At 56.4% G+C, this 15,148-nt stretch carries 11 protein-coding genes; 6 read left to right on the forward strand and 5 right to left on the reverse strand.

The genetic code is table 11. The annotated features are described in order from the left end of the window. Positions 1-2: 2 nt before the first annotated feature. Positions 3-995 carry an aldo/keto reductase gene (locus ACYASS_RS19400; protein ID WP_463587313.1) on the reverse strand — a complete coding sequence of 331 codons (993 nt, stop codon included), beginning with the start codon at positions 993-995 and terminating at the stop codon, positions 3-5. Between the two features lie 667 nt (positions 996-1,662). Between ACYASS_RS19400 and ACYASS_RS19405 the strand changes: the two genes are divergently transcribed. The 4 genes from ACYASS_RS19405 (at position 1,663) to ACYASS_RS19420 (ending at position 6,964) form a co-directional block, all read left to right on the forward strand. Beyond that, positions 1,663-2,988, forward strand: a complete 1,326-nt coding sequence (locus tag ACYASS_RS19405; RefSeq protein ID WP_463587314.1) for an OprD family porin — start codon at positions 1,663-1,665, stop codon at positions 2,986-2,988. A gap of 411 nt (positions 2,989-3,399) precedes the next feature. Continuing rightward, positions 3,400-4,674, forward strand: a complete 1,275-nt coding sequence (locus tag ACYASS_RS19410; protein WP_463587315.1) for an MFS transporter — start codon at positions 3,400-3,402, stop codon at positions 4,672-4,674. Between the two features lie 154 nt (positions 4,675-4,828). Further along, on the forward strand, positions 4,829-5,782 hold the full coding sequence (locus ACYASS_RS19415) for a 2-hydroxyacid dehydrogenase (RefSeq protein ID WP_463587316.1): 954 nt from the start codon (positions 4,829-4,831) through the stop codon (positions 5,780-5,782). 357 nt (positions 5,783-6,139) lie between these two features. Then, positions 6,140-6,964 carry an HDOD domain-containing protein gene (locus ACYASS_RS19420; protein ID WP_243247357.1) on the forward strand — a complete coding sequence of 275 codons (825 nt, stop codon included), beginning with the start codon at positions 6,140-6,142 and terminating at the stop codon, positions 6,962-6,964. A gap of 393 nt (positions 6,965-7,357) precedes the next feature. Here ACYASS_RS19420 and ACYASS_RS19425 read toward each other — a convergent pair whose 3' ends face one another. The 4 genes from ACYASS_RS19425 to ACYASS_RS19440 all read right to left on the reverse strand — a co-directional run bounded on the left by ACYASS_RS19425 (position 7,358) and on the right by ACYASS_RS19440 (position 12,663). Next, on the reverse strand, positions 7,358-8,362 hold the full coding sequence (locus ACYASS_RS19425) for an alpha/beta fold hydrolase (RefSeq protein ID WP_463587317.1): 1,005 nt from the start codon (positions 8,360-8,362) through the stop codon (positions 7,358-7,360). 151 nt (positions 8,363-8,513) lie between these two features. After that, entirely contained in the window at positions 8,514-9,845 is a 1,332-nt protein-coding gene (locus ACYASS_RS19430) for an OprD family porin (RefSeq protein ID WP_122661913.1), read from the reverse strand. A gap of 37 nt (positions 9,846-9,882) precedes the next feature. Then, positions 9,883-11,445 carry an MFS transporter gene (locus ACYASS_RS19435; RefSeq protein ID WP_463587318.1) on the reverse strand — a complete coding sequence of 521 codons (1,563 nt, stop codon included), beginning with the start codon at positions 11,443-11,445 and terminating at the stop codon, positions 9,883-9,885. Between the two features lie 9 nt (positions 11,446-11,454). Beyond that, positions 11,455-12,663 (reverse strand): aspartate transaminase, encoded by a 1,209-nt coding sequence (locus ACYASS_RS19440; protein WP_463587319.1) that lies wholly within the window; start codon positions 12,661-12,663, stop codon positions 11,455-11,457. A gap of 1,008 nt (positions 12,664-13,671) precedes the next feature. Here ACYASS_RS19440 and nac point away from each other — a divergent pair. Both nac and ACYASS_RS19450 read left to right on the forward strand, forming a co-directional pair. Beyond that, positions 13,672-14,586, forward strand: a complete 915-nt coding sequence (gene nac / locus ACYASS_RS19445; protein ID WP_463587320.1) for a nitrogen assimilation transcriptional regulator NAC — start codon at positions 13,672-13,674, stop codon at positions 14,584-14,586. Between the two features lie 105 nt (positions 14,587-14,691). After that, on the forward strand, positions 14,692-15,135 hold the full coding sequence (locus tag ACYASS_RS19450; RefSeq protein WP_463587321.1) for an acetyl-CoA carboxylase biotin carboxyl carrier protein: 444 nt from the start codon (positions 14,692-14,694) through the stop codon (positions 15,133-15,135). The last annotated feature ends 13 nt before the right edge of the window (positions 15,136-15,148 follow it).

The following is a 15,148-nucleotide window of genomic DNA, read 5'->3' on the forward strand; positions in this document are numbered from 1 at the left end:
ATTCAAGCAGGAGATTCAGCGCCGGGAAGAATCAGTTTTTCCCGGCGAAGGGTCTCCCAGAACTCTTGAGGAATTTTGACACTCATCGATTCAGCGTTAGCTTTGACCTGGCCAGGAACACGCGCACCTGGAATGATGGCCGACACTATTTTCGGCGCGGCCGCAAATTGCAAAGCAGCGGTGCGTATATCGATGCCGAACCTGTCGCACACGGTCGTTAGCCTGGCTCGTTTTTCGAGGACCCCATCGGGCAGTTTTGTGCTGAAGTTATAACGATTGCGGCCGCCGAGAAAACCATCATTGAGCGGTGTACCCACCACGACTGATATTCCTTTGCGAGCCAGAGCGGGAAAGGTTTTTTCAACCGCGAAGGCGTGATCAATAATTGAGTACTGACAGGCTAACAATATGATGTCTGGAGTTGGAACACTGGATTGCGCGGACAGTATTGCTGCATCAGGCGCATTGATTCCAAATCCCCAGGCGCCAATAAGACCCTCCTCCCTCATTTTGGTCAGTTCTGCCATCGCGCCTCGGGTCGCTATTTCATAGTTCTTTTGCCAGGTGCCTGGCAGTTCAGTGTTATCCGGCCCCAGGTCATGAATATAGACGATGTCTATTTTTGCCATACCCAATCGTTGCAAGCTGTCTTCTACTGAGCGACGTGTACCCGCAGCGGTGTAATCATATTCATAGCGAAATGGCAGAGGTTCCGTCCATAAGGAGTCGTCTACTTTAGTAGCGGGGCTTGGCTTGAACACACGCCCGACCTTCGTAGACACGAGGTATTCATGACGGGGTTTACCCCTCAAGAACTGGCCCAGTCTATGTTCGCTGAGTCCATAGCCATAAAAAGGCGAAGTGTCGAAATACCTTACCCCCGCGTCCCATGCCTGTTTCAGCACTGCCTGAGCCTGATCATCGCTGATGGGCGCAAATATATTGCCTATTTGTGTACCGCCCATGCCAAAGCGAAAAGGCGTGCGATAACGCATTCCCTCGGCCCCTGCATTTACCGGCAACGCAGAACTCTGTAGTGGCCCTCGAGTCGGTAATACATACCCCCGATCCATTGGGGAAGATTGAGCCACTCCGGATGCAGGTTTGGCTTGATCGGCCGACGCTACACCTGGGAGTGCAGCCAGCGCAACAGCGCTACCCGCAAGCTGTATAAATTCCCGACGCTGCATGATGGACATCCCCGAAATAAATAGTGCGGCTGCCTTGGTCCCTGGCCTGTAAATGAAACTTTATCAATGCAGAACGGCTGTTCGGCATCTGAATAGATACTACTCATCGCCCCGTCGTTTTGAAGTACTTACAAAAAGGCAAGCGCAATGATTGATTAAAACATTGTTGGGGTTTTGTAAGTTTATATGTCTAAGACTTCGACACCTTATAACGTAGGCATCGAATACGACGTCGTTTTCTGACGTCATCAATTCCTGACAAAATCCAGAAGGACGCGTAAGGAATCTTACCGTCCTGAACGTTAACGTCGCCCGCCCCCCCTGAAACCAGCGCTTTATTTCATATTTGTAATCTTTCAACCATCTCGCCGTTACCTTTAATTCGTCAAGATTACGCCCCACTGGCAGCGCTCGGATTTATATAAAAAGCCAGGTCGACACATAAAAATCTGCCGATTTGAACGGAGCGAATATGACTGACCTCAAGAAAATAACATTGGCCGTTTTATCGGCCACAGCCAGTGTTACACCGCTTGCTGCCTTCGCTGAGGAGCAAAAAGAAGGGTTCATCGAAGGCAGTACGTTGACCGTGCTCAATCGAAGTTTCTACATGAACCGTGATCATCGCAAAGGCGAGTCAAGCCCCACCGGGAATGGCTACTCCGAAGCCTGGGCCCACGGCGTTATCGGCAAATTCGAATCGGGTTTTACTCAGGGTACGTTCGGCATCGGTATCGACGCTTTCGCAATGCTGGGCTTCAAGCTCGATACCGGGGATGGCCGAAACGGTGGACGCAGTTCGTTCGATGTTCTTCCGGTCGATGGTGACGGCAAGGCCGAGGACGACTACAGCAAAGTCGGCGGAGCGCTGAAAGCCAGAGCGTTCGATACCGTGGTGAATGTCGGGGATGTCTTTCCATCAACCCCGGTGGTTTCGTTTGGCGACTCGCGACTCCTGCCTGAAAGCTTTCGCGGCGTAACGGCGACCAACTCAAGTATCAGCGGTTTAACCCTTCAGGGTGGTCGCCTTCACTCAATGAGTCAGCCAGCCTCCAGCAGCATGCGCGATAACTTCGCAACGTTTTATGCAGGTTCGGTGAACGCTCCGTGGGTCGGCTACTTTGGTGGGGATTACGAAGCCACTGATCGGCTGAGTCTCAGCCTGTACACCAGCCGGCTGAAAGACGCCTGGGATCAGAAGTACGCTTCCACCTCTTACACCCTGCCCCTCTCTGATGAGTTGGCGCTGACCGGCAGCCTGAACTACTACAACGCCACCGACGAAGGCAAAAAACTTCTGGGTGAATTCGACAACGACATCTGGAGTGCAAAAATCGGTCTCCAGTACGGTGCACATACGCTGGCTCTCTCTCACCAGCGAAATGAAGGCGACGACGATTTCGATTACCTCAGACAGTCTGACTCGATCTACCTGGCGAACTCCATTCAGTACAGCGATTTCAACTCACCAAAAGAACGCTCGTGGATGGTCACCTACAACCTCGACATGACCACATTCGGGGTGCCAGGTCTGTCGTTCATGACGCGTTATGGCAAGGGTACCGATGCCGACTATTCCAATGCGAACAGCACCTATATGCGCCGCGATTCTGATGGCAACCCACTGACCGATCAGAAGCGCTGGGAGCGGGACATAGAAGCGAAATATATCGTCCAGACCGGCAACCTGAAGGACCTGTCATTGCGCGTGCGACAGGCCACCACCCGTGCGACGGCATTTGAGTCGGACCTCGATGAGGTCAGGGTGATTGTCGAGTACCCGTTGAGCGTTCTGTGAAAAAGAACGTGAGAGTTTAGCAACACCGCCTTGGAAGCTCCCGCTCTGCAATCAAGGTGTTTCAGGCGCTCTCACGAGCGCCTTTTTTTTCAGCACCTTCTGCAGCACTGAAAAAATTGGCCCTGTAGGAGTGACCGGGGTGGCGTTCTACCTTGCTCGCGATCCGGTTTCCTGGTCGACGAATTTATCGTCTGAACCGACGCTATCGCGAGCTACTGGATTGAAACGCATTTTCTGCAGGAGCTGCCTACGGCTGCGAAGCTTTTATCCTGATACACCGCGATCGCAGCCTTCGGCAGCTCCTACAGGTCCTATGTTCGCCGCGAGACACATCCATTGATCCGGCGCAGCTATCGGGTCACAAAAAGCGTCTAGGCTGCAGGTTACCGCCCGCCCAACAAGGCCACTCTCATGCCTCCTGCGTCATCCGCAAGCCTGCCCGTACGCTCCGAACCGCTGCACATGGGATTCGTCATCGCCTGGCTGTTCTGCGCCCTCTTCTACTTTGTTCAATATGCTCTGCGTTCGGCTCCCGGCGTGATGATGCCGGAACTGACCGAGGCGTTTGGGCGTGACGTCGTGGCGGTCAGTGCTCTGGTCGGCCTGTATTACTACACCTATTCGATCTTCTCGATTATTGCCGGTGCTGCTCTCGACCGGTTAGGTGCCAAATACGTGATCCCGGCCGGAATCCTGATGGTCGCACTGGGTGCTGCTCTGTTCGGGCTGGGAGAATTGCAGGTCGCGCAAATGGGTCGTCTGCTGCAAGGTGCCGGGTCGGCGTGTGCTTTTATCGGCGCGGTGTATCTGGCGACCCATGGCTTCCCGCCTCGTTATCTGGCGACTGCTGTCGGCTTCACTCAATGCTTCGGCATGATGGGCGGTTTCGCAGGGCAATTTGCCGTGGGACCGATCATTCACGGCACCATCGCGTGGCAGCAATTCTGGTTCGTTGCCTCAGGTTGCCTGTTTATCATCGCTGTTCTGGTGCTATGCATGACGCCCAAAGGTCACGATCCACGGCCTGCGGGGAGCAGCAATTCGCTGGGCTCAGTGTTGACGCCCTACAAGCAGGTCTTGAGTAATCCGCAATCCTGGCTGTGTGGTTTTACGGCAGGCCTGCTGTTTCTGCCGACGACCATCGGCGACATGATCTGGGGCGTACCGTTTTTGCGCGACGGCCTGGCGGTCAGCTACAGCGAAGCGGTGAACCGCAGCAGTATGATCCCTCTGGGCTGGGTGATTGGTTGCCCGCTACTCGGCTATATTTCCGACCGCATTGGCAGACGCAAACCGGTACTGATCGGCGGAGCGTCGCTGATGCTGCTCGCCAGCGCGGCGATCCTGTATTTGCCTGCCGGGATTGCCCCGCCTTATCTGTTCGGTTTGCTGCTGGGTATCGGCTCCGGTGCGGCAATGATTCCTTACTCAATCATCAAGGAAGTCAACGCCGACAACGTCAAGGGCAGTGCAACCGGCGCCATCAATTTCCTGGTGTTCACTTTCAGCGCCCTGTTGACACCTGTGTTCGGCTATTTGCTAGCCCGCATGGCCATGGGCGGCGCGTTAACCTTGCCGATATTCCAGGCTGCCGGTGCCTGGTTGCTGGGCGGTATCGTGATCGCTATCGTACTGGCTCTGTTGATTCTGGAAACCGGACCACGAGGGCGGAAAGTCGCTGGCTAGACGGATTATCTGAACCCTTCGACAGGCCTCGGTTCGAACATTCGGGCTTGAATGACGACACTATGCGTATATGATCAGAGCGTGGTTGTACGATGACATATGACGCTAAGCATGCCTTCATGTTTTTCAAAAATAAAATGACGAGCGATCCACTATGACTCAAAGCAAAGCCGAAGTACTGGTCTGGGGCCAAATGCACGCCTCTCTCACTCAGGCACTGGCTCGGGACTTTACCGTGCACAACCGTTGGGAGATCGCCGATCTGGAAACCTGGCTCTCCACCCACGGCAAGAACATCCGCGCCATCGTTACCAGCGCAGTCTATGGCACCGACAATCAGGTGCTTGAGCGCCTGCCCAACCTTGAAGTGGTCACCAGCTTCGGCGTGGGCTACGATGCTATCGACACCGACTATCTGTCGGGTCGGGGCATTAAATTCAGTAATACTCCGGACGTTCTGAACAAAGCTGTCGCCGAAACTGCACTGGCATTGATGCTCTGTGTGAGCCGCAAGATCAGCGAAGCTGAACGTTTTGTCCGTGCAGGCAAGTGGCCTGAGGGTAAGTTCCCGCTTGGCCGTGATCTGGCAGGCAAGACCTGCGGCATCGTCGGGCTGGGCAAGATCGGTAAAACCATCGCCACTCGCGCAGCGGCGTTCGACATGAACATCGCGTACTTCCGTCGCGGCCAGGCCTATTCGGATGTGTCCTACACTCACTACGCCGACCTCCACGAACTGGCGAAGGTCAGCGACTACTTGGTGGTGATCGTGCCGGGCGGTGCCGATACCGAGAAACTGATCAGTGCCTCGGTGCTCAAGGCGCTGGGTGCGGATTCTTTCCTGATTAACGTGGCGCGAGGTTCGGTGGTCGACGAGAAAGCCCTGATCGCTTCCCTGCAAGCGGGTGAAATCGCCGGTGCGGCACTGGATGTATTCGAGGACGAGCCCAACGTGCCTGCCGAGTTGATCAGTATGGATCAGGTTGTACTCACCCCGCATATCGGCAGCGGCACCTATGAGACCCGCCAGGCCATGGCCGACCTGGTGTTCGCCAACCTGAGTCGTTATATCGATGAGGGCAAGCTGGTTACGCCGGTGCTGGGTTAAGCATATTCCGATGACGCGGTAGACCTGACTGTAGGAGCTCACCGAGGTTACGAGGCCAGCGATGGCGGTGTGTCAGATAAACCGCTATCGCTGGCCTCGTAACGTCGGTGAGCTTCTACAGGATTTAGGTCAACTCTGAAATTGCATCGTGTTTGACAGGAGCAGAGCTTGCTCGCAATCAACGATGACGCGGTATGCCTGATTTACCCAGTCGCCCTTCGCGGGCAAACGCCCACAGATTGGCGCTCGCACCTATCGGATTTGCCTACTGTTTCACGCATTTAACGATCGTTGGCCGTGCAGGCTCGCCAAAATCACCTATCGTTCTGTTTCAGGTCGAAAAAAGGTGAGTCTTCCATGGATATTGAAACGCTGTTCACCAAGTTACCCAGTCTCCCCAGCATTCCCAAAGTCGCGCAGGACTTGATCCAGCAGTTCGACAGCCCTTCTTCCAGCCTGGAAAGCATCGCTCGCAACATCGAAAAGGACCCGGTGATTTCGGCGAAAATCCTGCGCCTGGCCAACTCGTCCAGATTTCGCGGCTCACGTGAGTCATCAAGCATTGAAGACGCGGCGATGCGTCTGGGGTTTAACACGCTGCGGACGCTGGTGCTGGCTTCGGCAGTGACGGGAGCGTTCAAGGCCGGGCCAAGCTTTGACCTGAAAGGGTTCTGGCTGAAGAGTTTTCAGGTAGCGGGCATTTGCCGGATTTTGGCCAAACAGAGCGGTGAGGATGCGGAAATCGCGTTTACCTGTGGCGTGATGCATGACATCGGCGAACTGCTGATTCAAACCGGCGCCCCCGAAGTCGCCGAGCGGATCAATGCCGCGAGCAAGACCGGTACGCCCGGCCGTGCCGCCAACGAAACGATGCAACTGGGTTTTGGCTATCCGGAAGTCGGTGCCGAACTGGCTCGTCGCTGGCAGTTGCCGGTGGTCATTCAGCAAGCCATTGCCTATCAGGCGAAACCGCTTCAGGCGCCAGCCAACTCTCCCCTGCCCCGTATTGTGGCTCAGGCGATGCTGATTTCCGACGCGCTCGAAGCCCATGGCGGTGCCACGCCTGAAGCGCAACAGGCGGTCACCGGGCCGCTGACTGAGGGTGTGAATCTTGACGCGCTGTTCGCCGCACTGCCAGCCGTGCTGGAGGCGGACAAGGCGTTTGCAGAGTTGTTGAATTGATATGAAGCCCTATCCAGATACCTACTCTGAACAGGGCATCAATGCCACCAAACTTCTTGGACGTATTAGCAAGCACAGCAGGGAATCAGCATCACTTCCGGTGCCCTTGAGTTTGGTTCCGTCCTGACGGCCGGGTCACTTTTGTTTCGACAAAAGTAACCAAAACCATTTGCGCTGACGTACGGCCCCTGCTTCGCAGGGGTACCTTCGACTCCGGCACCGTGGTGTGGGCACGCGCCAGCGGGCCATCCATGGCCCAACGGCGCTCGCTCGGCATCCATGCCGAGCGACACACACCACGGCACCTCCGCTCAGCCTTCCGACGCTAGTTTGGCGGTGTCTCTAAAATCCTCGCACGGCAAAAAATTCTGAATCAAGAGCTCATGTCAGAGTTCACTTCCCACCCAACCCCGAAATCAGCGCCTTATTGAACCCCACCGGATCTTCCATCTGCGGGGCATGCCCCATCCCCGGGAACTCAACCAGTTTTGCGCCAGGAATCATCTTGGCGACCTCTTTACCCAGCACCTTGTAATCACCCAGTTTAGCCTTGAGCTCCGGCGAGACGATGTCACTGCCAATGGCAGTGGTGTCTGCATCGCCAACCATCAGCAATGTCGGGACGCTGACTTTCGGGAACTCGTAAAACACCGGCTGGGTAAAAATCATGTCGTAGATCAGCGCCGAGTTCCACGCCACCACTTCCTTGCCCGGACCGTTGCTCAAGCCTGCAAGCATATCCACCCACTTGTCGTATTCAGGCTTCCAGCGGCCCGCGTAATAGGTGTTCTGCTCGTATTTGCGAATACCTTCAGCCGTGACTTTCAGCTCACGCGCATACCATTGATCCACGGTGCGATACGGCACGCCCAAGGCTTTCCAGTCTTCCAGGCCAATCGGGTTGACCATGACCAGTTGTTGAGTCTGCTGCGGATACATCAGGGCGTAACGAGTGGCGAGCATGCCGCCGGTGGAGTGGCCGATGATGGTCGCCTTGTCGACGCCCAGTTTGGCGAGTAGCGCGTGGGTGTTGGTCGCCAGTTGCTGGAAAGTGTATTGGTACTGTTCGGGCTTGCTGGAGGTACAGAAGCCAATCTGGTCTGGCGCGATCACGCGATAGCCCGCAGTGCTCAAGGCCTTGATGCTGTCTTCCCAGGTTGCGCCGCAGAAATTCTTGCCATGCAGAAGCACGACGGTCTTGCCGTTGGCCTTGCCTTGGGCGGCGACATCCATGTAGCCCATTTCGAGCTTTTTACCCTGGGACTCGAATTCGAATTTGCTCAACGGATAAGGGTACTTAAAACCCTCAAGTTGCTTGCCATAGCTGGGTGTTTCGGCCATCGCCCCGACGGGTAATGCCAGAGCCAGCATGAAACCGGCAATGTTTGCAGCGCGCATGTGCAATCTCTCCTGAGCAAAAAATATCAGCCCAAGGTGATACACCGCGCCTTGTGTTGCGGGCAAGCAATGAAACATGAAGTAAGAGTTATGTACGGCGCCCTGCTCTTAAAAAAGCAGGCGCCGTAACGTAACCAGCCCGGGCTTGGGATCAGAGAATATCCAGCGGATAAGTCACGATCACCCGATGCTCATCGCTGTCACGTTGAGTCGTGACCTGAGTGCGCAGCGAGGCGTGACGCAACTGAATACCGAGCTTTTTCAGCGGCCCGGATTGCACCACATAGCCCAGCGTCAGGTTGCGCTCCCACTCCTTGCGATCACCGTCCGGCGTACGGATATTCGAGCCGCTTTCGTACATGCCCAGGAACGTCAGCCCCGGAACACCAACCTGAGCGAAGTCATAACCGTAACGAACCTGCCAGGTACTTTCACCGGCGCGCTGGAATTTGCCGATCATCGATTCGGTCATGAAATACGCGCTGGAACCGTCACCCTGATTGAGCCAGACCGCATCGCTGTCGCCGCTGACTTGCTGGAAACCGGCAGACAGGCTATGACCGGCAATCATATAAGTAAACAGTGCACTGGAGAGACGGCTGTCAACTTTGCCTTTGGTAACGCCATCGCCGTAATAACCGAAGGTGTAGAACGCCGGATCATTGCCATTGGCGCCATCAGAGCTGTTGTCGAAGTAACGCAGGTCCGAACGCAAGACACCCGGCCCCACCGGCATGTCATATTTCAAACCGAGGAAGTGCTGTTTGTAGAAGTCTTTCAAGTTACCGTAGTAGTACTGAACGGTCAGGTCTTTGGACGGTTTGTAATCCACACCTCCGTAATAGAACTTGTTAACAAACTCGCCGCTGACCGCGTTGTTCGCGCCAGGGATCGACATCCCCATCTGGTCACTCGACCCACGGCCTTTTACATGTTCCAGTTGGCCGAGGGTAAAGGTGAAGTTATCCAGGTCTTTGGATTGAACCTGACCACCATTGAAAGTCTGTTGCAGCATGCGGTCGGTGGAGATCACCACCGGCAGCATCGGCACCAGAGTGCCGTAACGGAACTCGGTTTTGGACACCAGCGCCTTGGCGGTCAAACCAATACTGCCAAACTCATCCACCGCCCGACCATCGCTGTCGGTGGGGAACACGTTACCGTTGAACGCCGTGCTGGTCGGGTTGTAGTGACGGCCTTTGCCGGAATCCAGACGGATACCGAGCATCCCCAGCGCGTCTACGCCAAAACCTACAGTGCCCGGCGTATAACCGGAACGGAAATCGAAAATGAAACCCTGGCCCCACTCCTGAGTGTAATTAGGATCCGCAGTGCCACTGCGGTTATCCGCGTTACTGAAGAAGTTACGCGCCAGCACACTGGCCTTGCTGTCTTCGACAAAACCGGCACTGAATGCCTGTTGGGCCATGACCATTCCACAAATACCAGCCACCACGCGGGGTGAGCGATAAATAAGCTCCATCGAGATATCCTTAGCTGTAAGTAAGTGTTGTAAGCAGTCAGGAGTGGGCAGTGAATTTCTTATTATTCGGAGCAGTAGATTGAGCAGTACTTAACAACTTGACCGGCGCCAGACGAACTAAAACCAGTAATGCGATAACACCCAGTCCGGCACACATCAGCAGCCCTGCCCCCACAGAGCGCGCCAACGCATCACGCGCCAGTTCCAGCAGTTGGTGATCGTCACCCACGGCAACCGAAGTCGAATTGAGTAAAACCTGCGGGTCGATATAACGCGCCAGCTCTCCCTCCTGGCCCGCAGCCAGAAACACTCGATTCAAATGGCTCACGTACAGCAGGTTGACCAGCACGCCCATGGCCGCTGTGCCCAGCAATCCACCGACCAGTCGCAATGACTGAGTCAAGGCGGTGGCGATGCCGAGAAACTGCCGCTCAGCCAGGGTTTGAGTGAAGACGGTCAGGTTCAACAAGATGAACCCCAAGCCAACACCCGCCAGCAGAATCAACATCAGCAACGTATTGAAAGAGGCCTGTCGCCCCGCGAGGGAGAGTCCGACGCAAGCCAGCAGCAAGGCGATGAAACCGGCCAGCGGCAACACATTCGGATTACGCAACCGGGTCACGATACGACTGTTGACGATTGCGCCAAGGGTGATACTCAACGCCAGCGGCGTGATCAACAAACCAGCGTCCTTGGGCGAATATCCGTAGCTGCCCTGCAGCAACAGCGGTAAGTAAAACAGCAAGGTAAACATGATCGCCCCGGCCAGCATCGACAGCAGAAACAGAATGCGCAGGCTCGGTACGGCAAACATCGCCGGGGGTAGCAATGCAGATTTGCAGCGGCGCTCCCAGTACCAAAGGGCAGCGACAGAGAGCAGGCAAATCAAACCCAATGTGGCGCTTAACGTCGTGCTGGAATGCCCCAACCACTCAGCCCCCAGTTGCAGGCTGCCCAAGGCCAGGGCAATCAACAGAGCGCCGAGCCAGTCCAGACGAATCCCCGTCACCTGCACCGGCCGGTAATACGGCAGATAACGCCAGGCAAAAAACAGTGCCAGGCAACCCAGCGGCAAATTGAGATAAAACACCGAGCGCCAGCCATAGGCCTCGGTCAGAAAACCACCCAGCCCGGGACCAATAGCGTTGACCACGCTGAACAGCGCACTGAGCATCATCTGCCAGCGCAGCCGCTGCCGGGTATCCGGGAACAACTCCGGAATGCAGGCGAACGCGGTACCGATCAGCATGCCGCCGCCGACACCCTGCAACGCACGACCGATGACCAGCACCAGCATGTCGTTGGCCAGAGCGCAGACCAGCGAAGCCAGGGTGAAGACGATGGTTGCTGCGATCACGAACGGCTTGCGACCGTAGTAATCGCCCAGCCTGCCGAACACCGGGATGGTGACAATCGAGGTCAACAGATAACCCGTGGCGACCCAGGCGTAGAGCTCAAATCCTTGCAGCTCGGCGACGATGCTCGGCAAGGCGTTGCCGATCACCGTTTGGTCCAGCGCCGAGAGCATCAGCACCAGTGAGATCCCGAGCATTGCCAGCAAGGCTTGCCGGAAACTCAGCGCACTTACCTGGGTCGTCATGCTCGCGCCTCAGGCCAATGCCGCAACGGCAGTGGCGATTCGCGAACAGCCCTCTTCGAGGGTTTCCAGCGCAGTGGCAATAGACATGCGGAAGAACGGTGCCAGGCCGTAAGCCGTACCGGCCACGACTGCCACTCCCTGACTTTCGAGCAGGTACATCACCACATCGGTGTCGGTTTCCAGCGTCTTGCCATCGGGCTTGGTTTTACCGAGCAACGCCCCACAATTCACGTACAGGTAGAACGCGCCGTTGGGTTTGAGACAGCTCAGACCGTCGATGGCGTTGATCAATTCCAGACAACGATCACGGCGTTGCTGATAGACCACGACACTTTCTTTGACGAACGACTGATCACCGTTCAGCGCAGCCACAGCAGCTGCCTGACTGACAGAACTGGCGTTGCTGGTCGACTGCGACTGCAAGGTCGCCATCGCATTGATCAGGTCGGCAGGACCTGCCGCGTAGCCGATGCGCCAGCCGGTCATGGCATACGTTTTGGAGACTCCATTGATCACCAGCACACGATCACGCAGCGCCGGTTCAACGGTCAGGATGTGGGCGTTGGGGGCGTCGTCAAAGCGGATATGTTCGTAGATGTCGTCGGTCATCACCAACACGTCGGGGAAATCCAGCAACACGTCGGCCAACGCCCGTAGTTCTTCAGCGCTGTAGCTTGCGCCGGTCGGGTTGCTTGGCGAATTGATCAGCAACCAGCGAGTACGCTTGGTAATCGCGGCACGTAATTGCTCTGCGGTGAGCTTGAAGCCGTTTTCTTCCGGGCAGGCCAGCGTCACCGGCTCACCTTCGCAAGCCAATACCATGTCTGGGTAAGACACCCAGTACGGCGCTGGAATCAGCACCTCATCGCCTGCCCCGAGGGTCGCAGCGAACGCATTGAAGATCGCGCTTTTGGCACCGCTGGTGACAACCACTTGCGACGGCGAGTAATCGAGGCTGTTTTCACGGGTCAGTTTGGCGGCGATGGCCTGGCGAAGATCGAGGGTTCCCGCGTTCAAGGTGTAGCGGGTTTCGCCATTTTCAATGGCGGCGCTGGCGGCTTCGCGAATGTGTTTGGGGGTATCGAAGTCGGGCTCGCCGACGACCAGATTAATGATCGATTTACCCTGGCGACGCAGTTCGTTGGCACGGTCGGCAGCAGCGCTGCTTGGCGAAGGTTTGATGCGTTGCACGCGGGCGGCGATGCGGGAGGCGTTCAAGGTGGTGATCCTCGGAGGTGACATTCGAGGCCCTACGTTACGAGGCTGCATCCTTGAGCAGATAAGACAGTTTCGTTCTGGGTTAATAGGAAGTGCTTATGACCGGACATGGATCACCTATGCACCAAAATGGAACGACTGAGTCTTTACTGTGCTTTGCGCAGACGAAATTGCGCGTAACGCGCGTGGTCATAGCAAAGGCTTATAGGTTAGGGGTGGACCTTTGGGGATGCGGATCTACACAACGTCTTTATTTGTGTACATATCCGTTGTTTTGGTTACGGCTGATATTGGTTCCGCCCTTACGGCGGGTCACTTTTGGCAAACGCCCGGAAGCCGGCCCAGCCAAAAGTAACCAAAAAGTCTGTGCCCCACTACTCGGCACCTCGCTGTCGCTCGGTGTACCCGAACGCAGATCCTGAACCGTGGGCCGCCGCAATGGGCCATCCATGGCCCGGTGCGGCTAACCCGGCATCCTTGCCACTCTTCAACTCAAGAGCGCCCCACGCTTCAGAATCTGCGTTCGGCCAGCGTGGTTTGACGGGGCGCCTCAGATCAAAATCAAAAGCGCGGCGGCCTGACAGCCGACCTGATTTGCGAATTTTCCGGGCTTCTGTAGGAGCTGCCAAAGGCTGCGATGCGGTGTGTCAGGCGAAGAATGGGTTGGCTGTCGGGACGTCTCGCGAACAAGTTCGCTCCTACCGGTCCGAGGCGCTATCGCCGTTTTCATTCTGCTTTTGATCTGCTTTTGATTTTGATCTGAGGCGCCCCGCTAAACCACGCCGGCCGGAATCCGATATTGCTGCGTGGGGCAAGAGCCTTTTGCTTACTTTTGAGCCCAAAAGTGACGCGCCGTAAGGGCGCAACCAATACCAGCCGTTACCCCAACAACGGATATGTACACAAATAAAGAAGTTATGCAGATACCCATGCCTTCGAGGCCCGTAGTATCAATGGCCTGGCTTTTGCTAACACCCAACAGATGTCAGCCCACCATGAGCCCTCCTCTTGAACCTCCGTCGCCTGAAGTACTTCGTAAAGATCGTCGACATCGGCAGCCTGACCCAAGCCGCCGATGTCCTGCATATCGCCCAGCCAGCCCTCAGCCAACAGCTCGCCACGCTTGAGGCCGAACTGCATCAGCAACTGCTGATTCGCACCAAACGAGGAGTGACGCCGACTGAAGCTGGCAAGGTCTTGTACGGCCATGCACAACACATCCTGCGCCAGTGCGAACAGGCGATCAGCGACGTCAACGACACCGGTCATGCGCTGTCCGGCCAGGTGTCGGTGGGACTTGCGCCGGGCACCGCAGCTTCCACTTTGTCGCTGCCTCTACTGCGCCGGGTCCGCGAACGCTATCCGGGCATTCTGCTGTACCTGAACGAAAACTTTGGCACCACCCTCAGCGAGCTGATCATGAATGGCCGCATGGACATGGCCGTGCTGTACGGCGGTCGCGAAGTGCATGGGCTGAGCTTCGTGCCGCTGCTGCGCGAGAACCTGTACCTGGTCAGCGCTGAAGAACAGTTAGGCGAGCGTGATGAAATCGCTCTGGCTGAGCTGGCCTCCATGGAGATGCTCCTGCCCCGCCCTTACAACATCATGCGCAAGCTGGTAGACGAAGCTTTTGTCAGCATTGGAAAGAGCGCAAACGTGGTCGCCGAAGTGGAATCGTCGGCCACGCTGACTTCGGCGGTGGCTGAACGCTTTGGTTCGACCATCCTTCCCGAGTCGGCTGCCAAAGTCCTGGTCGCCGCCACCGGGGCGCGCATGCTGCGCATCGTCGAGCCGGATATTCAGGCACCTCTAGCCTTGTGTCTGTCAGGTCATTTGCCCTTGTCGGTACCGGCTCAAGCGGTCAAGGCGATCCTGCTGGAACTGGTTGCCGAGATGCGTGCACAAACCGCCTCGGCGTCATAAGCGTGCCTTATCACCCCACAGCCAAACCGTCTTGGCGGTCCCGCGCAGCCCTCGTTAGATTGAACTTCATTCAATACGGCAAGCCGCAAAGGTAAAGGCAAGGGTATGGATCAAGAACGCATCAAGGCACTGATCGAGTTGCTGGCCGAGTCCGACCTGATCGAACTGAGCCTCACGGAAGGCGACAGCACGCTGCGCCTGTTCAAGGATGCCGCGGGTGGCACCGTGCAAAGTACGCCTGCAAAAATTCCGGCTGCCAAGGCGCCGAAAGCAGCGCCGAAAACAACTGCGAAAGCGTCTGGTCCGGTCGCAAGCAATAACGAGGTCAAAGCCAGCCTGTACGGCGTACTGCACCTGACCCCGGCAGCCGGTGAAGCGCCTTTCGTGAAAGTCGGCGATACCGTCGAAGCAGGGCAAACCCTGGCGATTCTTGAAGCGATGAAGATGTTCCACCCGCTCAAAGCGCCTCACGCCGGCATTGTCGAAGCGATCCTGGCCAGCGGCGGCACCGAGGTTGAATCCGGCCAGCCCTTGTTTCGCCTGGTTTGATCCCCCCGCATTT

It is taken from the genome of Pseudomonas sp. HP_14 (assembly GCF_055283875.1).